This is a genomic window from Streptomyces sp. NPDC005374, from assembly GCF_042872225.1.
In the GTDB taxonomy this organism is placed as follows: Bacteria; Actinomycetota; Actinomycetes; order Streptomycetales; family Streptomycetaceae; genus Streptomyces.
The window spans coordinates 229,156-247,982 of sequence record NZ_JBIAKA010000011.1; the positions used below are offsets into that span (position 1 = coordinate 229,156).

At 70.8% G+C, this 18,827-nt stretch carries 17 protein-coding genes; 11 read left to right on the top strand and 6 right to left on the bottom strand.

The window, feature by feature from the left end:
- Positions 1-9: 9 nt before the first annotated feature.
- Positions 10-1,437, top strand: a complete 1,428-nt coding sequence (locus ACFYRX_RS28050; RefSeq protein WP_389105216.1) for a GAF domain-containing protein — start codon at positions 10-12, stop codon at positions 1,435-1,437.
- A 7-nt stretch (positions 1,438-1,444) separates the two neighbouring features.
- On the opposite strand, the gene ACFYRX_RS28055 is transcribed toward ACFYRX_RS28050, so the two are convergent.
- Both ACFYRX_RS28055 and ACFYRX_RS28060 read right to left on the bottom strand, forming a co-directional pair.
- Entirely contained in the window at positions 1,445-2,068 is a 624-nt protein-coding gene (locus tag ACFYRX_RS28055; RefSeq protein WP_389105218.1) for a ScbR family autoregulator-binding transcription factor, read from the bottom strand.
- 287 nt (positions 2,069-2,355) lie between these two features.
- A complete protein-coding gene (locus tag ACFYRX_RS28060; RefSeq protein ID WP_389105220.1) occupies positions 2,356-3,297 on the bottom strand; it encodes an anti-sigma factor RsbA family regulatory protein in 942 nt (313 codons plus the stop codon).
- 331 nt (positions 3,298-3,628) lie between these two features.
- Here ACFYRX_RS28060 and ACFYRX_RS28065 point away from each other — a divergent pair, with 331 nt between their 5' ends.
- Together ACFYRX_RS28065 and ACFYRX_RS28070 are read left to right on the top strand one after the other, a co-directional pair.
- The gene (locus ACFYRX_RS28065) at positions 3,629-4,300 is read left to right on the top strand and encodes an ANTAR domain-containing response regulator (RefSeq protein WP_389105223.1); all 672 of its coding nucleotides are present in this window, start codon (positions 3,629-3,631) and stop codon (positions 4,298-4,300) included.
- Positions 4,301-4,762: 462 nt separating this feature from the next.
- On the top strand, positions 4,763-6,292 hold the full coding sequence (locus ACFYRX_RS28070) for an APC family permease (RefSeq protein WP_389105225.1): 1,530 nt from the start codon (positions 4,763-4,765) through the stop codon (positions 6,290-6,292).
- Positions 6,293-6,307: 15 nt separating this feature from the next.
- Here the strand turns inward: ACFYRX_RS28070 and ACFYRX_RS28075 are convergent, their stop codons facing one another.
- On the bottom strand, positions 6,308-7,369 hold the full coding sequence (locus ACFYRX_RS28075; protein ID WP_389105228.1) for an oxygenase MpaB family protein: 1,062 nt from the start codon (positions 7,367-7,369) through the stop codon (positions 6,308-6,310).
- A gap of 68 nt (positions 7,370-7,437) precedes the next feature.
- On the opposite strand from ACFYRX_RS28075, the gene ACFYRX_RS28080 reads away from it, so the two are divergent.
- Positions 7,438-8,085 carry a TetR family transcriptional regulator gene (locus tag ACFYRX_RS28080; RefSeq protein ID WP_389105231.1) on the top strand — a complete coding sequence of 216 codons (648 nt, stop codon included), beginning with the start codon at positions 7,438-7,440 and terminating at the stop codon, positions 8,083-8,085.
- A gap of 516 nt (positions 8,086-8,601) precedes the next feature.
- Here ACFYRX_RS28080 and ACFYRX_RS28085 read toward each other — a convergent pair.
- Positions 8,602-10,059 carry an amino acid permease gene (locus ACFYRX_RS28085; protein ID WP_389105234.1) on the bottom strand — a complete coding sequence of 486 codons (1,458 nt, stop codon included), beginning with the start codon at positions 10,057-10,059 and terminating at the stop codon, positions 8,602-8,604.
- A 612-nt stretch (positions 10,060-10,671) separates the two neighbouring features.
- Here ACFYRX_RS28085 and ACFYRX_RS28090 point away from each other — a divergent pair.
- Together ACFYRX_RS28090 and ACFYRX_RS28095 are read left to right on the top strand one after the other, a co-directional pair.
- Positions 10,672-11,406: a FadR/GntR family transcriptional regulator gene (locus ACFYRX_RS28090; RefSeq protein WP_389105236.1), complete on the top strand. Its 735-nt coding sequence runs from the start codon at positions 10,672-10,674 to the stop codon at positions 11,404-11,406.
- Between the two features lie 61 nt (positions 11,407-11,467).
- Complete coding sequence (locus tag ACFYRX_RS28095) at positions 11,468-12,937, top strand: APC family permease (RefSeq protein WP_389105238.1); 1,470 nt, start codon at positions 11,468-11,470, stop codon at positions 12,935-12,937.
- A gap of 20 nt (positions 12,938-12,957) precedes the next feature.
- Here the strand turns inward: ACFYRX_RS28095 and ACFYRX_RS28100 are convergent, their stop codons facing one another.
- Positions 12,958-13,299 (bottom strand): VapC toxin family PIN domain ribonuclease, encoded by a 342-nt coding sequence (locus tag ACFYRX_RS28100; RefSeq protein WP_389105240.1) that lies wholly within the window; start codon positions 13,297-13,299, stop codon positions 12,958-12,960.
- A complete protein-coding gene (locus ACFYRX_RS28105) occupies positions 13,296-13,529 on the bottom strand; it encodes a type II toxin-antitoxin system VapB family antitoxin (protein ID WP_389105241.1) in 234 nt (77 codons plus the stop codon). The genes ACFYRX_RS28100 and ACFYRX_RS28105 overlap by 4 nt, the downstream gene beginning before the upstream one ends.
- A 168-nt stretch (positions 13,530-13,697) precedes the next feature.
- Between ACFYRX_RS28105 and ACFYRX_RS28110 the strand changes: the two genes are divergently transcribed.
- The 5 genes from ACFYRX_RS28110 to ACFYRX_RS28130 all read left to right on the top strand — a co-directional run bounded on the left by ACFYRX_RS28110 (position 13,698) and on the right by ACFYRX_RS28130 (position 18,825).
- Positions 13,698-15,041, top strand: coding sequence for an amidohydrolase (locus tag ACFYRX_RS28110; protein WP_389105243.1), 1,344 nt, complete (start codon positions 13,698-13,700; stop codon positions 15,039-15,041).
- Positions 15,031-16,089 carry a LacI family DNA-binding transcriptional regulator gene (locus ACFYRX_RS28115; protein WP_389105244.1) on the top strand — a complete coding sequence of 353 codons (1,059 nt, stop codon included), beginning with the start codon at positions 15,031-15,033 and terminating at the stop codon, positions 16,087-16,089. Before ACFYRX_RS28110 ends, ACFYRX_RS28115 begins: the two co-directional genes overlap by 11 nt.
- Before the next feature lie 52 nt (positions 16,090-16,141).
- Positions 16,142-16,903 carry a glutamine amidotransferase gene (locus tag ACFYRX_RS28120; RefSeq protein ID WP_389105245.1) on the top strand — a complete coding sequence of 254 codons (762 nt, stop codon included), beginning with the start codon at positions 16,142-16,144 and terminating at the stop codon, positions 16,901-16,903.
- Positions 16,903-17,631 (top strand): purine-nucleoside phosphorylase, encoded by a 729-nt coding sequence (gene deoD / locus ACFYRX_RS28125; protein WP_389105247.1) that lies wholly within the window; start codon positions 16,903-16,905, stop codon positions 17,629-17,631. Before ACFYRX_RS28120 ends, deoD begins: the two co-directional genes overlap by 1 nt.
- A 99-nt stretch (positions 17,632-17,730) precedes the next feature.
- On the top strand, positions 17,731-18,825 hold the full coding sequence (locus tag ACFYRX_RS28130; protein ID WP_389105249.1) for a BMP family protein: 1,095 nt from the start codon (positions 17,731-17,733) through the stop codon (positions 18,823-18,825).
- The last annotated feature ends 2 nt before the right edge of the window (positions 18,826-18,827 follow it).

The window sequence follows — 18,827 nt, forward strand, 5'->3', positions numbered from 1 at the left end:
CCGTAGAGGATGCCCGAGGCTCCGCTTCCGCCGTTCCTCGAAGCCGTCCTCGGCGTCGGTACCGACCTCGACCTGCGCGCCACGCTCCAGCACATCGTGGACAGCGCGGCCGAGCTGACCGGCGCCCGGTGTGCGGCACTGGACACGACGGACCCCGGACAGGACGGACTCAGCGCGATCCGCACACCGGGAACCGTGCGGCCGGCCCCCGGAACCCTCGACGTACCGGTCCATGTGCGCGACGGCGTCTTCGGCACCCTGCACCTCGCCGGCAAGGGCGCCTTCACGGCCCAGGACGAACAGCTCCTGCACGTCCTGGCCGACCGGGCCGGCATCGCGATCGACAACGCCCGGATCTACGAGGCCGCCCGCCGGCGCGAGCGCTGGATCGAGGGCGCGGCGGCCGTCACCACCGCGCTGCTCACCGGGGAGAGCGCCGCCGACGCCCTGATGACGGTCGCCGAGCAGGCCCGTATCCTCGCCGACGCCGCCGCGGGCGTCATTCTCCAGCGCACCCCCGAGGGCGGCATGGAGATCGTGACGGCGTCGACGTACGACGATCCCGGCGACGTCGTCGGCACGACCATCGAGCCCGGCAGCGCGGTGCTGGAGCAACTCCTCGGCGGGGAACCGGTGTTCATCGCGGACTCGGCGACCGACCCCCGTATGACCACGCATGTGCGGCACCGGTTCGGGCCCAGCATGATGCTGCCGCTGCAGGCCGACGGCACACTGATCGGCACCCTCGCGCTCCCCCGGCGGCGCGGCGACCGGCCCTACACGCCCGTCGAGAGGCTGCTGGCGGTGCAGTTCGCCTCCCAGGCCGCCCTCGCCCTCGTCCTCGCCGACGCCCGGCACCAGCGCGAGCGGCTCGCGGTGTACGAGGACCGCGACCGTATCGCGCGTGATCTGCACGACCTGGTCGTCCAACGGCTGTTCGCCACCGGGATGATGCTGGAGTCGACGCAGCGCCGCTGCCCCGCCGGCGACGTCCGGGAGAGCCTCGGTCTGGCCGTGGACGAGCTCCGGTCGACGGTCCAGGAGGTCCGTACGGCGATCTTCACGCTCCAGCAGCCGCCCGCCGACGCCCCGACCACCTTCCGCGGCAGGGTGCTCAAGGAGACGGCGGGGGCGGCCGCCCTGCTCGGTTTCACGCCGTCCGCCCTCTTTACCGGTGCCGTCGAGACCCTGGTCCCCGAGCGAGTCGCCGCCCGCCTCCTCGCGGCGCTGCGCCGGGCCCTCGCGGATGCCTCCCGCCGCCCCGGCGTCTCCCGCGTCGAGGTCGGCGTCGACGCGACGGCGAGGCTGCCGGACGGACGGCACGGCGTACGGCTCACCGTGCGCGACGACGGCACCCCGCCCGGCTCCCCCGCGACCGGCACCGCACCCGGGCCGTCCGGCTCCGGTACGACCGTCACCTGGCAGTCGGCCCTGTGAGGCCGCCTCACACCAGCTCGAGCACGCTGCCCTCCGGGCGGAACCGCTCCAGTCTTCGTGGCGGCACGATGCTGGGCAGCAGCATCTCCCACATGAGGGTGGTCTCCTCGGACAGGTCGGCCCGCCCGCTGAGGACTTGGGAGCTGAGCTGCAGCCCGGTCCAGGAGCCGACGATCAACCGGGCCACCCGGCCGGGGTCGAGGTCCGCCTTCACGTCGCCGCGCCGCTGTGCCTGGACCAGGCAGTCCCGGAAGAGTTCGATCCACCGGGTGTAGGGCTCGCCGACGATGCCCGTACTGGAGCTCTGGTCGATGACCAGACGGATTCCGGCGCGCACCCGGACGTCCGCCACCAGCCGCCGGGCCATGGAGTGCGCGATGTCGATGACGCTCTGCACCCCGGGCTTGCCCGCCCCCACGACGGCTTCCAGGACGGAGAACTGCTCGTCGATGAGGGCCTGGGCGAGCTCCTCCTTCGAGCCGAAGTGGAAGTAGAGCGCGCCCTTGGTCACCCCGGCCTCCTTGAGGATGTCGCCGAGTGACGTCCCGTGGTAGCCCTCGGCGTCGAAGGCGCGGGCCGCCCCGTCGAGGATGGCCGAGCGGGTGACCTCCGCGCGTTCCTGCCTGACCATGCGTCCGTCCTCTGCCTGGGTCGCGACGAGCTCTCGGGATCAGTCTGCCTTCCCCGCACCCGAGAAAACCAACCGACTGGTACTTTTCACGGCGGACCGTGGAAGTGACCAGGGGGAACACGCGATCCGTACGGGCGGCGGCCTCGGCCCGGACCTCGCCACCGCCGTCCGTGCGCACCGGCTGCCGGCCGCTCTCAAGTCCTCGGCGTGGAGCGGCAGTCGGGTACGGCTGGGCTGAACGCGCGCGCCACAAGGGGCTCCTGTCGAGGCTCCTGTCAAAGCTCCCGTCAAAGGGCGAACCAGCAGCGGACGGTGGTGCCCTCGGGTCCGGTGTGCACGCGGACGAGGTCGGCGACGAGGTTGACGATGAGCAGGCCCCGGCCGCCCTGCTGGGCCCGGGAGGGCGGCCGGCGCCCGGCCAGCAGGTCGGTGAGCCGGCCCCTGTCGCGGACCTCGCACACCACGTACCCGTCCTCGGCCCACACCCGCAGCGATCCCGAACCACCGCCGTGCAGCACGCTGTTGGTGGTCAGCTCGGCGGTGGCCAGCGCCAGGTCGTCGAGCCGGGGCCGGACGAGCCCGAGCCGCGTGCCCGCGTCGATGGCGAGGTGCCGGACGTCGCCGAGCACGTCGGCGGCGAAGACGTGGGCCGGCACGTCGTCCGGTGCCGGCGTCAGCGATTCGTTGTAGCGGGCGTGCACGCCCTCGAAGTCGTACCGGGTGCTCCGCCGTTCCCGCCCGGAGTCCGCGTCGACGACCACGGGGTGGGTGGCGTAGGCGTCGTCGACGACCCGCGGATCGAGCCGCGAAGTGTCGTACGGGCACAGGATGGTGGCGTCGCGGCCCCGGAAGGCGGCGTTGATCAGCGCCTCGTGCTGGACGCAGGCGGGGTATTCGGTGGCGGTGCGCCCTGCCCAGATCGGTTCGCCGACGATCCGCACCGGGATGCCGGGCGGCTGGGCGTCGGCGAAGGCGCGCAGCACTTTCGGGATGATCCGGCCCGGGTTGCGCCCGGCCTCCCGCATGTCGAGGAACCGCACGGCGGCGTCGGCTCCGATCTCCTCCTCGAGCAGCCGGAGGTTCTCGGTGGGCACGGCCACGGCCACCGGTTCCCCGGCGGCGAGCGCCTTGCGTACGAACGGGACCACGCCCGCGAGGTACTCGCGCTCGTCGCGGTAGAAGAGCGCGGGATGCACGAACGGATCCGCGGCTTCGGCTCCCGCGTTCACGGCGGCGTCACCGCGCTCCCGTCCGCCGGAAGGCGGCGCCGTGGCGCTTCGTGTCGGATGTCCACACCGACTCCTCACTGCTGGCCGGACTTGTTCTCCTCCGATACGTCTCCCCTCCCGAAACGTCTCCCCGCGGATACCTGGACGACTGCGCGCTTACCCCCGACAGCCCCCGTCACTCCCCGCGGGGCCGGGTGTAGTCCTGGTGGCTCCGGGCAGGCGAACCCCGACACCGCCGGATCCCGCGCGGCCACACCCCCGGCACGGGACGGATTCCGGCGGTGACCGGTGACTCAACGTCGTGACGACTGTGGGGAGCAGCGAGGCGGACATGAGCTCAGCGGCACACTCTTCGCTCGCGGGGCGACTGAACACCCTGGCCATCGAGAGGCACCTGGACGAGGACCGGGCCGTGCTCGTCCCACGGGGCGGGCTGGTCCACGGCTGTGCGGACACCCTGGGCAGGGCCCTGAACGAGCTTCCGGACGGCACCGGCCGGGTCGACCTGGACATGTCCGAGGTCCCGTTCATGGACACGGCGGGGCTCCAGTTCCTGGAGGTGCTCGACACCTACGGCCGCCGCCGTGGTGTGCCGGTGACGGCGACCGGCTGGACCGGCCAGCCACGCGGCGTGCTGGAGATGGCCGGTCTGGATCCCGGGGATCCGCTGCACGGCCCCGGGACACGCCTGGAGCCCGTGCCGTACGTGGTGGTCCTGGAGCGCACTCAGCAGCTGGACCGGCTGCGTACCGAGGTCCAGCAGCTCCGGCAGGCGATCGCCACCCGCCCGGTCATCGACCAGGCGCGCGGAGTTCTGATGGCCCTGCACGCCTGCTCCTCGGACGAGGCGTGGCACGTCCTGCGAGAAGCCTCCCAGCTCTCCAACACCAAGCTGCGCGAGGTCGCCGCGATGGTCACGGCCGGTGCCGAGGGCAGTGGCCCGCTCCCGTCACCCGAGCTGCGGCGGGCCCTGCGGACGGCGATCGGCCACTGTCTGAACTGACCTCGGCATCAGCCTTCGAACCGACCGGCGTCAGTACGGCAGCAGCCGTCCCGACGGGGTCCTGCGGTCGATCTCGGGCTGGCGGGTGTCACGGGAGGACGAGGGTCGACGGCTGACACGAACACGGATCTGGCGGTTCATGGCGCCCTCCTCGGGCCTGGTTCGCTGCTTCCCCGGCACGGACCAGCCTCGTCCTCGAGACCCGCCCGCACATCGTGCCCACGGAGGCACCTGCCCTGCCTCCCCGGGACGACCACGCGCCCTCCCGCTACTCCCGGGGGAGGAGAACTACCCCTAGGAGTGCCCGATCAAGCCTTTCCCGAAGCGTCAACCGGCCGCGCACCAGGCGCAGTCCCGGAGAAACTCACAGTCAAGTCTTTCCAATGAACGCTTGTGAGCTTGTGCGACGGAGGTGATTATTGGCCGAATTCCGCCTGTACCGCTCATCCGCTGGAGCCCCTGGTGACCGCTGGCCCCCTCATATCCGAACCGGCCGGCGTGCCGACGGCAGCCGAGTCGGAACGCCAGAAGCTGCGCAAGCACTTCGGCCGCTTCGACATCCTGTTCTTCCTGCTGTGCACGATCGTCGGCGTGGACACCATCGGCTCGGTGGCGTCCTCCGGCGCGGAGGCGTTCACCTGGCTCATCGTGATGGCCGTCGTGTTCTTCGTGCCCTCGGCCCTGCTGACCGCGGAACTCGGGGCCGCGTTCCCCGACGAGGGCGGCCCCTACATCTGGACCAGCCGCGCCTTCGGCCGCCTGGCGGGCGCCGTCAACAACTTCCTCTACTGGATCACCAACCCGGTATGGCTGGGCGGCACCCTGTCCGTCACCGCCGTGACGGCGTACACGACCTTCTTCAACGACGGCAAGGACCTGAGCACCCCCGCCTTCTACGTCTTCACCCTCGCCTTCGTCTGGATCGGGGTCCTCGCCGCGATCCTCTCCTTCGACGTCGGCAAGTGGATCCCCACCATCGGCGCCTGGAGCCGCTTCCTCCTGCTCGGCCTGTTCACCGTCACCGTCGTGGTCTACGGCGTCCAGCACGGCCTGCACGGATTCGGCCTCGGCGACTTCTCCCCCACGTACCCGGGCTTCGTCATCCTGGTGCCCCTCCTGATGTTCAACTTCGTCGGCTTCGAACTGCCCAGCACCGCGGGCGACGAGATGACCGACGCCCAGAAGGACGTGCCGTACGCAGTGTTCCGCAGCGCCGTGCTCTCCGTGCTCCTCTACGCGCTGCCGATCCTCGGCATCCTGCTGGTCCTGCCCGTCAAGGCCATCACCGGCCTGGGCGGCTTCATCGACGCGATCCGCCAGGTCTTCACGGTCTACGGCGGCCATGTCGCCGGCGACGGCACCGCGACGCTCAGCGGTGCGGGCAGCCTGCTGGGGGACCTGGCCGCGATCCTGTTCATCCTCACCGTGCTGTCCTCGGGCGTGACCTGGGTGATGGGCTCCGACCGCGCTCTCGCGGTGTCCGGCTACGACGGAGCGGCCCCTCGCTTCCTGGGGGTCATTTCCAGCCGTTTCGGAACCCCGGTCCGGGTCAACATCCTCAGCGGCCTGGTCTCCACGGCCGTTCTGATCCTGGCCCACCAACTCACCGACGGCAGCGCGGCGAAGCTCTTCGGAGCGGTCCTGGGACTGGCCGTCTCCACCACCCTGGTCAGTTACCTGGGCATCTTCCCGGCCCTGGCGGTACTGCGTTGGAAGGCCCCGGGGGTACCGCGTCCGTACAAGGCGCCCTTCCCTCTCCTCATCAGCATCGTGCTCACCGCGTTCGTCCTGTACGCCTGCGTGCAGTTGGTCGCGCCGGGCGCCCCGTTCAACTGGTTCAGCTCCGCCTACGCCCCGGACGGCTGGACCCACGCCGAACGATGGAAGTACCTGCTGACGGAGCTCGTCCCCCTCATCGGGTTCATGCTCCTCGGCGTCCTGTTCTGGGCCCTGGGCAAGCCGACCCGGCAGGCCCGGGAGGCCCGCGCCTGACGACGGCGGGCGGCGTCAGGCGAGCGGGCCCAGGATCTCCTGGGATTCGACGAGCCCCTGGTCGCTGGGGGCCTCGCCCTCGCCGAAGACGCGTGCGGCCTGCAGGGCCCGGAACTCGAGGTGGGCCTCGGCGGGCCTGGCGTAGCCGTGCCGGGCGCGGGCTTCGGCGGGGGTCAGCACTTCCCTCGTGCGGGGCGGGACACCGAGCTTGACCGGTGCGATCACCGGGACCGTGGAGGGCGAGAGCCTTTCCAGCAGGCGCAGTTCGACCCGGGGGTCGAGGTGGGCGAGCGCGAAGGACACCTTCATCACGGGCACGATGAGCAGGTCGAGGAGGCGTGACTGCCGGATGCCGGCCAGCTCGCGCATCCAGCGCGGCATGGTGGCGATGGTCGCGATGCGCTGTGCCCTCGCCACGGCGTGGCTCAGCGGCTTCGCCCAGCGCGGTGTGGGCGGCAGGACCAGCTCGGTGGCGAGGAGGTGGTTCATGGCCTGCCGGGCGATCGGGCTGGCGGACAGCCGCGGGCGCATCTCCTCGAAGTAGGCCCGGACGCCGTCGCGGGTGCGGGGCACGTCGTCGGGTGAGCAGGTCTGCAGCTCCGCGGCGACCGCGCACGCCTCCCAGTACTCCGTCTCCTCCTGCGCGGTGAGCTTTCCGGGGCCGTACTTCTCGTAGACGTAGAGGATGGAGTGCCAGCCGGTGAGCTGGATCCACAGCTGCGAGGCCGGGTCGTTGGCGTCGTAGGTGCCGTCGCCGTAGGGAAGGTTGCCGATCGCCTTGGAGTGGACCTTGACCAGGATGTCCGCGGCCTTGCACACCTCGCGCGAGCCGGCGAAGGCGACCATCGCGAAGTAGCGCAGGGTCCGGTCGTAGCGGGTGCGGGGGCGCTGGTAGATGCCCTGGGTGCGGTGGACGGCGGCCACCAGCGGCGGGTCGAGTTCCTCCACCACCACGGCCCGCTGGAAGCCCACCGTCGGTGCGGTCGGATAGCTCCAGACCTTCCAGACCACCGAGCCCGGGCCGAAGAAGCCGTAGTCCTCGTGCGGTTCGACCTCACTGCGCCTCAGCTTCGTCATCCAGCCGCTCCCCATCGATTACGACACTGCTGTCGTAAATTAAGACACGGGTGTCGTAAACTGCCAAGGTGTCAGCGTCCACGAGTTCGGCAGACCGGCCGCGCAGGCGGCGCCCCTACGCACCGCGCGTACCGATCGGCGAGCGCCGCGAGCAGTTGCTCGACGCGGCCCTCGCCGTGATCGTGAGCGACGGCTACGAGCGGGTCTCCATCGACGCCGTCGCGAAGCGGGCCGCAGTCGCCCGGTCGGTGGTCTACGGCGCCTTCGACGACCTCGGCGCCCTGCTGCTGGCGCTCCTCGACCGTCAGCAGGCGCGCGCCTTCACACGGTTGCTGGCGACGGTCCCCGGCGCGGAGGAGCTGCGCGACCCGGGTGAGTTCGCCGCCGAGACGGTGCGCCGGATGTCCGCGATGCTCCACGACGATCCGGACACCTGGCGGCTGATCCTGCTGACTCCGGGCAGCATGCCCACGGTCGTCCGCGACCGCATCGAGGCGGACCGGGAACGCTTCCGGCGCCGGGTGGAGGAGTGGATCTCCCTCGCCGCGGCCGGCCGGAGCGAGCCCCGGCTCGACCCGCAGATCCTCGCCCACGCGCTCGTCGCCTGCGCGGAACACTTCGGCCGCCTCGCCCTCACCGACCCGGGCAGATTCACCCCCGAACGGCTGGTCGAACAGGTGCGGTTGCTGCTGGACGCGGTCAATCCGCGGACATAGCAGTCGAGTTGAGCCGTGGCTCCGCCCGAGCGGTTCAGCGCGGCAGCACCCACGCAAAGGACAACCAACACCCCACGCCCGCTGCTCACTTGGGCCGACGGCCGCCTTCCTGGCCGAGTCGGTCCTTCTCGGCGGTGTCCTCATCCCCACGCCGACGCTGCTGCCGACCGCGGGTGCGCCGGCCCGCACGGGCAGGTTCCTCGGCGAACGGCTGCGCGACGGCCCCGGTGCCGCCTGGTCCCGGGCCGGGACGTGATGGCACGGTACGGCGGCCGGGGTCCTGGTGCCCGTTTCCTGCACCGTCGGCGCCGACTGCGTCCGGGGCACCGCGGAGGCAGGCGTCGGATACGCCCGCGACCTCTCTCCGGCGCGTCCTCACCCCGGGCGGCCCCGCCACGCACTCCTCCGGCCGTCCTCAGGTGGGCCTGAGGACGGCCGGAGTCGTAGGCGAGGATCACGGACCGGACCCGGGCCCGGTCCGCAGTTCACCGGCGTGCGTGCGGCCGGCCCTGGCCCCTACGGGGAGGTGATCGCCTCTGCCGGGTCCTTCTTCGGTGACAGCCGATTGCGGAGCAGGGCGAAGGCCACCACGCCCGCGGCCACCAGGGTGGACAGGACGACCTGGTCCCGGCCGCCGCCGGAGGCGGTGTCGGTGAGCATGTAGCCGAGCACGAACACGATCAGGGCGATGGTGGCCCAGGTCAGGTACGGGAAGAGCCACATGCGTACGACGAGCTTCTCGGGTGCCTCCGCCTGGATGATCCGGCGCATGCGCAGCTGCGAGAAGCAGATGACCAGCCAGACGAACAGGGCGATGGCGCCGGAGGAGTTGAGCAGGAAGAGGAAGACGGTGTCGGGCCAGGCGTAGTTGAAGAACACCGCGACGAAGCCGAAGACGACCGAGGCGAGGATCGCGGTCTGCGGCACGCCCTGCCGCTTGGTGCGGCCGAAGGCGGCGGGGGCGTCGCCGCGGCGGCCGAGGGAGAAGGCCATGCGGGAGGCGGTGTAGAGGCCGGAGTTGAGGCAGGACAGCACCGAGGTGAGCACGATGAAGTTCATGACCTGCCCGGCGTGCGCGATGCCGAGGGAGTCCAGCGCGGCGACGTACGAGCCGTCCTTGGTGATGGCCGGGGAGTTCCAGGGCAGCAGGGTCAGCACGATGAAGATCGAGCCGAGGTAGAACACGCCGATCCGCCAGATGACGCTGTTGGTGGCCTTGGTGACGGCGCGCTGGGGGTCCTCGGACTCCCCGGCCGCCAGGGTGACGATCTCGCTGCCCATGAAGGAGAAGACGACCATCAGCACGCCGGTGAGGATCTTGCCGGGTCCGTTGGGCAGGAAGCCGCCGTGCGCGGTGAGGTTGGACAGTCCCGCGGTGTCGCTGTGCGTGCCCGGCAGGATCCCGAAGACCGCCAGGAGGCCGACGCCGATGAAGGCGGCGATCGCGACGACCTTGATCCCGGCGAACCAGAACTCGAACTCGCCGTAGGAGGCGACCGAGGCGAGGTTGGAGACGGTCAGCACGATCATCACGATCAGGGCCCAGGCCCACTGGGGCACGCCCGGGATCCAGCTCTCCAGGATCTTCGCGCCGGCGGTCGCCTCGACGGCGAGCACCACGACCCAGAAGAACCAGTACAGCCAGCCGATCGAGAACCCGGCCCAGCGGCCGAGCGCGCGGTCGGCGTAGGCGGAGAAGGAGCCGGAGGTCGGGTTCGCGGCGGCCATCTCACCCAGCATGCGCATCACGAGCACGACCAGGGCGCCCACCAGGGCGTACGACACGAGGATGCCGGGCCCCGCGGCGGCGATGCCCGAGCCGGAGCCGACGAACAGGCCCGCTCCGATGACACCGCCGATCGCGATCATCGACAGATGGCGGTTCTTCAGCCCGGCCTGCAGGCCGGTTTCGGCTGGGGCGCTTTCGGTGGTGGTGACCTTGTCGGGGGCGGTGACAGGAGGACGTGTTGTCATCTCGACATCCAGGGGGCTGGCGGGGAATGGGGACGGTTCCGGCGGATCGGACCGAGGTGGCCGTAGGGATTCCGCCGGGCGGGCGTGCGGGGGTGCCGGGTCGGGGCGGTCGGCGGGGGGTGGCGATCACGGTCGAGGGGAGGGCATGGTGGATCACGGCCGTCGACCGCTGTCTGCTGCCAGGTCGGCCGCCCGGTGACGCTCAGGAAAATAGTTCAGGGCGATCAAAAAAAACAAGGGTGCAATCGGCGGGGCGAGGGCATCCGTGCGCCGCATCCATGGGCACCCGCCCGCCGCGAACGCCCTCTCGCACCCCCGTCGACGAACCCCCTCAGCACGCTCACCGGAACGCGAATCCCCAGCTCAGGGCTACGGCGTTCCGAACGCCGCCCCGCCCCGCTCCCCACCACCCGGCCGGTCGCAGTCAGGTCTTGTTTAACTGTTCACCTTGCTCTAATTTTTCCTCCAGCGCGGGCCACCATGACCGGCGCGACACCCGCGCCGCGCGGCGGAACCCCTTCGAAGCCCTCCGCACCCTGGGAGCCCCCATGCACCGCACCGGGACACCGTCGAGGGCCGCGACCGTGTTCAGCAGGCCGTTAGGGTGGCGTCGTGGTGAATGCAGCGGGCAAGTTCGGGCCTTACAACCAGCCAGGCCCGGCCCGGACGACGTCGGTCACCGGCGTGGGACACGCCCGCGCCCTGCCCGGCGGGGGCCAGAACGGATCCGATCTCGTCCGGTCGAGAATCGCCCTGCGGGTACGCCTGCGCTCCGTGCGGCCAGGGGACCGGCTGCCCGACACCGGGGTCCTGGCCGAGGAACTCGGGATCAGCGAGATCACCGTCCGTCGCGCGCTGGAGGGCATGTGCCAGGACGGCCTGCTCGACCGCCGGCGCGGACGCGCGGGCGGAACCTTCGTCGCGCAGGACTGGGACACCGTCGTCGCCGCGATGCACGACGCCGAGGAGGCGGCTTCGCTGGACGCCTTCCACCTGCTGCTCGAGTGCGGCCTCGTCGCCCACAGCTCGGGAGAGGTCCCGGCCGAGCGGCTGGCCGGGCTCCGGGCGCTGGTCGAGGAGACGGAACTGACCGACGACCCCGTACGGCTGGCCGAGTTGGAGGCCCGCTTCCACCTGGACCTCGCGGAGACGCTCGGCGGTGCCGGAATGCGCGAGTTCGCCGCTGATCTGCTCGGCCGGCTCTGCCTGCTGCTGCCCGCGCCGCACGCCGACGTGGTCCGGGCGCAGAACCGCTGCCACGCCGAACTGCTCGCCGAACTGGGCCGGGGCGCCACCGACCCCGCCGTCCAGGCGGTGAAGGCACACCAGCGTTCCCGGCACCGCTGACACCCGGTCCGTCCGTCGAGGAACCGCACCGACCACGCCCCATGCACAAGGAGTTGCCGCCATGCCCGACCCCGGAGCAGGACCGCTGTCCCCGCCGGGCCCCGTCGGCGGCGCGCCGCAGCGGCTGCGTGGCGGCGTCCTCGGCATGGCGGACATCGCCGCCGCCACGATGGCCAACGTCGGCCCGGCCATGAGCTTCTTCTTCGGTTTCGCCTTCCTGGCCACCACCGCGGGCGTGGCGTCACCCCTGACCATCGTCGCCGCGGGCATCGCGGTCGCACTGCTCGGCAACACGCTGGCGGAGTTCTCCCGGGCGCATCCCTCCGCGGGCAGCTTCACCACCTTCGTGGGCAAGACCTTCGGACCGGTCAGCGCGGTGACCACCGCGCTCCTGGCCGGGGTGGGCTACATCATCGCGATGGCCTCCGTCATCGCCATCTCCGGCGGATTCGTGCAGATCACCCTGTACCACTACGCCGGCGTGGACCTGCCGTGGATCATCTGGACCCTGCTGCTCACCGGGCTGGCCGTGGGGCTGATGCTGCGCGGGATCGTGGTCTCCACCAAATGGGCCGGCTACTTCTTCGGAGTGGAGATGCTGGTTCTGGCCGTCGTGTCGGTCGCGGCCCTCGTGGAACATCGCGGCTCCCTCTCCCTCGATCCGTTCCTGCCCAGCCACATCAGCCACGGCTTCAAGGGGCTGGCGGCGGGTTTCCCGCTGGCGGTGTACCTGTTCGTCGGCTGGGAGAACTCGGCGGCGCTCGCCGAGGAGACGGAGAACCCGCGGCGCAACGTCGGCCGCGCGGTGTTCTCCTCCATCGCGATCATGACGGTGAGTTACGTCCTCTTCGCCTACGCCACGGTCACGGGCTTCGGCTACGACGTGAACAGACTCGGAGCCTCCCCCATCCCCTTCATCGAGGTGGCCCAACACACCCTGGGCGCAATGGCGTTCCTCACCTACCTGGGCGGTCTGACCTCCACGCTGGGTGTGCTGATCGCCGGCATCAACTCGCAGGCCCGCCTGGTGTTCAACGCCGGACGCGAGGGCCTGCTCCCGTCCTTCTTCGGCTATGTACACCCCACCCGCCGCACGCCCAACAACGCGATCATCACCTTCGCCGCCACCGCTCTGGTGATCATCGGCGGCTGGGGGTTGGGCCATCTGCTGGGGTCCGGCGGCGGCTCGATGAACCCGGTGGTCTTCTTCACCGAGTCCTCGACCCTCGGCACCATCCTGATCCTGCTGGTCTACCTCGCGTCGAACATCGCGCTGCCGCTGTACTACCGCAGGTACCGGCCGCAGGAGTTCCGGGTGGTACGGCATCTGCTGCTGCCCGCGCTCGGCACGCTGGCGATCCTGGTCCCGCTGTACTACCTCGCCAAGCCGGGCCAGCCCGGACCGTACAACTGGTTCCCCTACGCGGCGCTCGCCGCCCTGCTCGCCGCCGTCGGCTACGCGACGCTTCTGGTCCGCCGCGACCCGACTTTGGCCGACCGGGTCGGTTCCGTGGTCGCGGACGTGGAATGAGCACGGGCTGCACCAAGGGATCAGGCTCGTACGTCCCGTTGTTGTACTTCCTTGAGCACTCCGGCCACCGTCGCGAAGTCGTTGTCCACGTGAAGGACGGTGTGCCCGTGGTGAACCGCGGTCGCGCACACCAGCAGGTCGATCGCTCCGGCCGCGCGGTGCTGCCCCTGCTGGGTCAGTTTGTACTGGGCGGTGTCGACCCAACGCCAGGCGTTCTTCGGAACGGGAGAGAGGTGGCAGAGTGCGTCCAGTTCCTCCGCGAGTTCGTCCCGGTGGGACGGGCTGGTTGCCCGGGGCGGCAACGCTCCAGGTGTGCGGAACAGGTGCCACAGCGCGGACGTGTCGAGCAGGTACGTGATCACTCAAAGGCCTCGCGCCGGGCTCGCTTGCCCGCTTCATGCGCCGCCACGGCCTGTTCGAACTCACCGCGCGCGCCACGCGCGGTCAGCCTCTCTGCGGCATCGAGCCGCTTGATCCGTGCCACATAGTCCCGCAGGGCCGCGTTGACCGCTTCCTGCTTCGTCGTGACACCCATCAGCCGCATGGCCTCGGCGAGTGCCTCGTCATCGAGGTCAATCCGCGTGACAGACATCGGCCCGCCTCCAGCATCCGTGGTGTGTGCCGACGGAATACATCACCAGCATTGCCGCCCCACCGCAACTCGGAACGACCGTCCATGACCTGCCCGCGACTCGGCACGACCAGGGCTTGTGCAAAACGTTTTGGATCCTTAACGTCCGTTTCGAACGGAAGGATCCACATGACGCGCCGACTGATCGTGACCTCCTGCTCGGTGCTCGTCGTGCCCGAGCAGGGCCCCTGCCGGGTGGAGACGGACCAGGACATCCTGGTCGAGGACGGGGTGATCGCCTGGCTGGGCCCGGCGGGCTCCGGACCGGAGCCGACCGGGGCGGAGACCCTGGACGGCACGGGACTCGTCGCCGTACCCGGACTCGTGAACGCCCACACGCACGGCCCGATGACGCTGATGCGCGGCGCCGCCGAGGACGTCAGCGTGGAGGACTGGTTCAACGAGCGGGTGTGGCCCATGGAGGTCAACCTCACCCCCGCCGACGTCGGCCTCGGCGCGGAGCTGGCCTGTGCGGAGATGCTGCTCAGCGGGGTGACCACGTTCGCCGACCACTACTTCCACGCCGACCGGATCGCCGACGCCGTCGTGCGTACCGGGATCCGGGCCGACATCGCGCCGACCTGCTTCAGCAGCCGGGGCCGCGCGGCCCTGGAGGAGAGCGCCGAGACCGCCGTAGCCCTGCACGGCATGGGTGGCGGGCGGGTCACCGCGTCGCTGGGTCCGCATGCGCCGTACACCGTCGAGGACGCCGATCTGGTCCGGCTCGCGGAGCTGGCCAAGGAGGCGGGCCTGCGCATCCACATCCACGCGGCCGAGCATCTGGAGCAGACGGAGTCGAGTCTCGCCCGGCGTGGCATCACCCCCATCACGGTGCTGGAGCGGACCGGGGTGCTGGACGCGGGCGCGTTGATCGCGCACGGCTGCGGCATCGTCCCGGACGACCTGCCGACGCTGGCGGCGCACCGGGACCGTACGGGCGTGGCGTGCTGCCCCAAGGTGTATCTGAAGCACGCGCTGCATCCGCTCACTCCGGTACGGAGCCTGCTGGACGCCGGTGTCGCCGTCGGGGCCGGGACGGACGGGGCGGCCGGGCACAACACGCTGGACGTGTGGGAGGCGATGCGGCTGATCGCGCTGACCCAGAAGCAGGCCGAGCGGGACGCCACCTGGATGACGGTGTCCGACACCGTCCGGCTGGCCACGCGCGGCGGGGCCCGGGCGCTGGGACTCGGGGACCGGATCGGTGCGCTGGAGCCGGGCCGGGCCGCGGACATCGTGCTGGTGGACCTGGGCGGGGCGCACTGTCGGCCGGTGCACGACCCGGTGGCGGCCCTGGTCTACAGCGCGCGGGCGAGCGATGTGCGCACGGTCGTCGTGGACGGGCGGATCGTGGTGCGGGACGGCCGGCTGCTGACGGTGGACCTGCCGGGGCTGCTGACCGAGATCGAGGCACGCGTGCCCGCGCTCCTCGACACCTCGCACGGCAGGGCGGTGCAGCACTATGACCCGTGAGCGGGACGAGGAGCCGGAGCGCCGCCGGTTGCGGCGGCCCGCGTCGATCAAGGACGTGGCGGCCGCCGCCCGGGTCAGCCCGACCACGGTGTCGCATGTGCTGAGCGGCAACCGGCCGGTCGCGGAGGAGACCGCCGAGCGGGTCCGCTCAGTCGTCAGCCGGCTGGGCTACGTCCCCGCCTCCACCGCGCGCAACCTCCAGGCCGGTTCGACCAACGTCATAGGGCTGCTGGTCCCCGACATCACCAACCAGTTCTTCGCCGAACTCGCCAAGGGCGTCGACGACGCCGCCCACGACCTGGGCTACGGGGTCATCCTCTGCAACACCGAGTTCGACCCGGACCGCGAGGACCGCTATCTGGAGATGCTCCGCGGCCGGTTCATCGACGGCATGGTGTACGCCTCCGGCTCGCCGCCCTCCCGCGGCCGGCTGGCGTCGCTGCTCGGGCGGTTCCCCATCGCCCTGGCCGACGAGGTCGTCCCCGGGCTCCTTGAGCAGACCATCCTGGTCACCGCCGACCACCGGGCGGGCGGCCGGCTGATCGGGCAGCACCTGCGGGATCTGGGCCACCGCCAAGTACTGGCGATCAGTGGGCCGGTGGACCTGGTCAGCAGCCTGGAGCGGATCGCCGGTTTCCGGGAGGCGTTCGGCGACGCGGGAGTCACCGAGGTCGAGGGCGCGTTCGTCGAACGGTCCGGCTACGACCTGGTCGCCCAGGCCCTGGAGCGCGGGGGCCCGCGCCGCTTCACCGCGGTGTTCGCCGCCAACGACCTGATGGCGCTCGGCGCGGTCGCCGCCCTGGAGGACGCGGGCCTGAGCGTCCCCGACGACGTCTCGGTGGCGGGCTTCGACGACATCATGCTCGCCTCCCGGGTCCACCCCCGCCTCACCACCGTCCACCAGCCCGCCTACGACATCGGCCGCACCGCCGGCGCCCAGCTCCTGAGCTACGTCCACCGTGACGAGGTGCCCCCCGCGTCCCGGCACATCCTGCCGGTCCGACTGAAGGTCCGCGCCAGTACGGCGCCCGCCCGCCCGGCCCGCTGACCGGCGCCCCACCACCACACACCACGCACCTCTTTTGAAAGGCCGTGCCGCAATGCCCCATGTCCTCGTCGTGGGTGAGTCCTGGTTCACCCACTCCGTCCACCAGAAGGGGTTCGACTCCTTCTTCACCTCCGAGTACGTCGAGGGCGCCCAGGTCTTCCTCGACGCCCTGCGCGACCGCGGCCACACGGTGACGTACGTCCCGGCGCACGAGATAGCGAGCAGAGTGCCCGCCACCGCCGAGGGCCTTGACGCCTACGACGTCGTAGTGATCAGCGATGTCGGGGCCAACAGCTTCCAGCTCACCCCGCAGACCTTCGCCCACTCGGTGCCCACGCCGGACCGTACGGAACTGCTCCGGGCGTACGTCGAGCGCGGCGGCGGGCTGCTGATGGTCGGGGGCTACCTCACCTTCACCGGCATCGACGCCAAGGCCCGCTGGGGCCGCACCCCGCTGGCCGCCGCGCTGCCGGTCGCCCTGCACGACCGGGACGACCGGGTGGAACTGCCCGCCGGAGCCGCACCCCGGGTTCTCGACCGGCATCCGGTGGTCGACGGGCTCGACGCGACCTGGCCGGACCTGCTCGGCCTCAACGAGGTGGCCGTACGGGAGGACGCGGACCTGCTCGTCGAGTGCGCGGGCCATCCGCTGCTGGCGGTGGGCGCTTACGGCGCGGGCAGGTCGGCGGCGTTCACGTCCGACCTGGCGCCCCACTGGGCCCCGCCCGCCTTCCTGGAGTGGGAGGGCTACCCCGAGCTGTGGGACCGGCTGGTCCGCTGGCTGGCCGGGACCGCAGCGGAAGGGGGCTCCTGATGGTCACCGCCCATATCTCGGCCGCCCCCGGCGACTTCGCGCCGGACGTGCTGATGCCCGGCGACCCGCGCCGCGCACGCCGTATCGCGGAGACGCTCCTCCAGGACGCCCGGCTGGTCACCGACGTACGCGGCATCGAGGGATACACCGGCACCTACCGAGGGGCGCCCCTGTCGGTGCTGGCCTCCGGTATGGGCATGCCGTCCGTCACGATCTACGCGACCGAGCTCTTCCGCTTCTACGGCGTGCGCCGCATCGTGCGGGTGGGCACCGCGGGCGGCATCCCCGCCTCGGTGGGGCTGCGGGACGTCGTCGTAGCCACCGCCGCCCACACCGACTCGGCGATGGGGAGCCGACGCATGGACGGAGTGCACCTCAGTCACACCGCGTCCTTCGGCCTGGCCGCGGCGGCCGCACGGGCCGCCGAGAGCGAAGGCGGAGCCGGAGGTCACACGCACATCGGGCCGGTGTTCACCACCGACCACTTCTATCTGGAGCGTCCGGCGCTGTTCGAGCGGCTGGAGGCGCACGGAACCCTCGCCGTCGAGATGGAGGCCGCGGGCCTGTACGCGACCGCCGCCGCCGAGGGCGGCCAGGCGCTCGCCGTCCTGACGGTCAGCGACCACGTGCGCCACGCGGAGGCGCTCACCCCGGCCGAACGGGAGACCGACTTCGACAGGGCCGTCACCATCGCGGCCACCGCGCTGCTCCCGGAAACAATCTCCTAACGCGAGAGAACACAAAGACCCATAGCCAAAACGTTTTGCATTGCATAGCTTTCGGCCAACGAATAAGAACACCCCTCACCGAGAAAGAGAATCCAGGCGATGAACAAGATCAGAATCCTGGGAGGCGTCGCGGCGCTCTCCCTCGCTCTCGCCGCGTGCGGCGCTTCTACGGACTCCGGCTCCTCCCAGTCCGAGAAATCCGGCAAGCCGAGAATCAAGTTCGTCATCAACGGAAATCTCGGCGACCGCTCCTTCTTCGACTCCGCGTACGCGGGCCTGAAGAAGACCGAGAGCGACCTCGGATACAGCCTGAAGGTCGTCGAGCTGGGCAGCGACCGCACCAAGTGGGCCTCGGGCTTCGAGGACGCCGCCGCCGGCGACGACTACGACGTGCTCGCCGCGGGCACCGTCGACACCGTCGGCTTCGTGTCCAAACTGGCCCCGGAATACCCGGACAAGAAGTTCTGGCTCTTCGACGGCTCCGTCGACTACACGGGCAAGAGCGGCTGTTCCAACAAGTGCGCGAACGTCTACTCCGTGACCTTCAAGCAGAACGAGGCGGCTTATCTTGCCGGATTCCTCGCCGACAAACTCGCAGCCGCCAAGGCCCTTCCCGGCAGCGCCGGAAACGGCAAGGTGGGTGTGATCGGCGGAGTGCAGATCCCGGTGATCGAGGACTTCGTCGTCGGATTCAAGGCGGGCTTCAAGGCGGCGGGCGGAAATCCGTCCTCCGGTGTCCTCGTGCAGTACGTCGGCGGCGACAACCCGTTCGGCGACCCCGCGAAGGGCAAGCAGATCGCCTCCGCGATGTACGGGCAGGGCGCGGAATTGGTGTGGCCCGTCGCCGGATCCTCCGGGCTCGGCGTGTTCGAGTCGGCGGTCGCCTCCAAGCGCTACGCCTTCGGCGTCGACTCCGACCAGTACAAGACGCTCACCGACGCCGCTCAGCGGGACACCGTCGTCACCTCCATCCTCAAGAACGCCGGCAACGCCCTCTATCTGGCGGCCAAGGCGAACAAGGCCGGCACGCTCGCCTACGGCAAGCCCGCCGCCGTGGGCCTGGCCGAGGACGGTGTGGGTTACGTGGACAACGCCAACTTCGACAAGCTCGTCCCCGCCGCCGTACGCGCCGAACTGGAGGCGCAGGCCGCGAAGGTCAAGTCCGGTGCCGTCAAGGTCCCTTCGGCCTTCTGACC

What these genes read in the sequence shown, in the direction of transcription:
- ACFYRX_RS28050 (WP_389105216.1), top strand. Translation starts at nt 10, where the DNA reads ATGCCCGAGGCTCCGCTTCCGCCGTTCCTCGAAGCCGTCCTCGGCGTC.
- ACFYRX_RS28055 (WP_389105218.1), bottom strand. Translation starts at nt 2,068, where the DNA reads ATGGTCAGGCAGGAACGCGCGGAGGTCACCCGCTCGGCCATCCTCGAC.
- ACFYRX_RS28065 (WP_389105223.1), top strand. Translation starts at nt 3,629, where the DNA reads ATGAGCTCAGCGGCACACTCTTCGCTCGCGGGGCGACTGAACACCCTG.
- ACFYRX_RS28075 (WP_389105228.1), bottom strand. Translation starts at nt 7,369, where the DNA reads ATGACGAAGCTGAGGCGCAGTGAGGTCGAACCGCACGAGGACTACGGC.
- ACFYRX_RS28085 (WP_389105234.1), bottom strand. Translation starts at nt 10,059, where the DNA reads ATGACAACACGTCCTCCTGTCACCGCCCCCGACAAGGTCACCACCACC.
- ACFYRX_RS28095 (WP_389105238.1), top strand. Translation starts at nt 11,468, where the DNA reads ATGCCCGACCCCGGAGCAGGACCGCTGTCCCCGCCGGGCCCCGTCGGC.
- ACFYRX_RS28105 (WP_389105241.1), bottom strand. Translation starts at nt 13,529, where the DNA reads ATGTCTGTCACGCGGATTGACCTCGATGACGAGGCACTCGCCGAGGCC.
- ACFYRX_RS28110 (WP_389105243.1), top strand. Translation starts at nt 13,698, where the DNA reads ATGACGCGCCGACTGATCGTGACCTCCTGCTCGGTGCTCGTCGTGCCC.
- ACFYRX_RS28115 (WP_389105244.1), top strand. Translation starts at nt 15,031, where the DNA reads ATGACCCGTGAGCGGGACGAGGAGCCGGAGCGCCGCCGGTTGCGGCGG.
- ACFYRX_RS28120 (WP_389105245.1), top strand. Translation starts at nt 16,142, where the DNA reads ATGCCCCATGTCCTCGTCGTGGGTGAGTCCTGGTTCACCCACTCCGTC.
- deoD (WP_389105247.1), top strand. Translation starts at nt 16,903, where the DNA reads ATGGTCACCGCCCATATCTCGGCCGCCCCCGGCGACTTCGCGCCGGAC.
- ACFYRX_RS28130 (WP_389105249.1), top strand. Translation starts at nt 17,731, where the DNA reads ATGAACAAGATCAGAATCCTGGGAGGCGTCGCGGCGCTCTCCCTCGCT.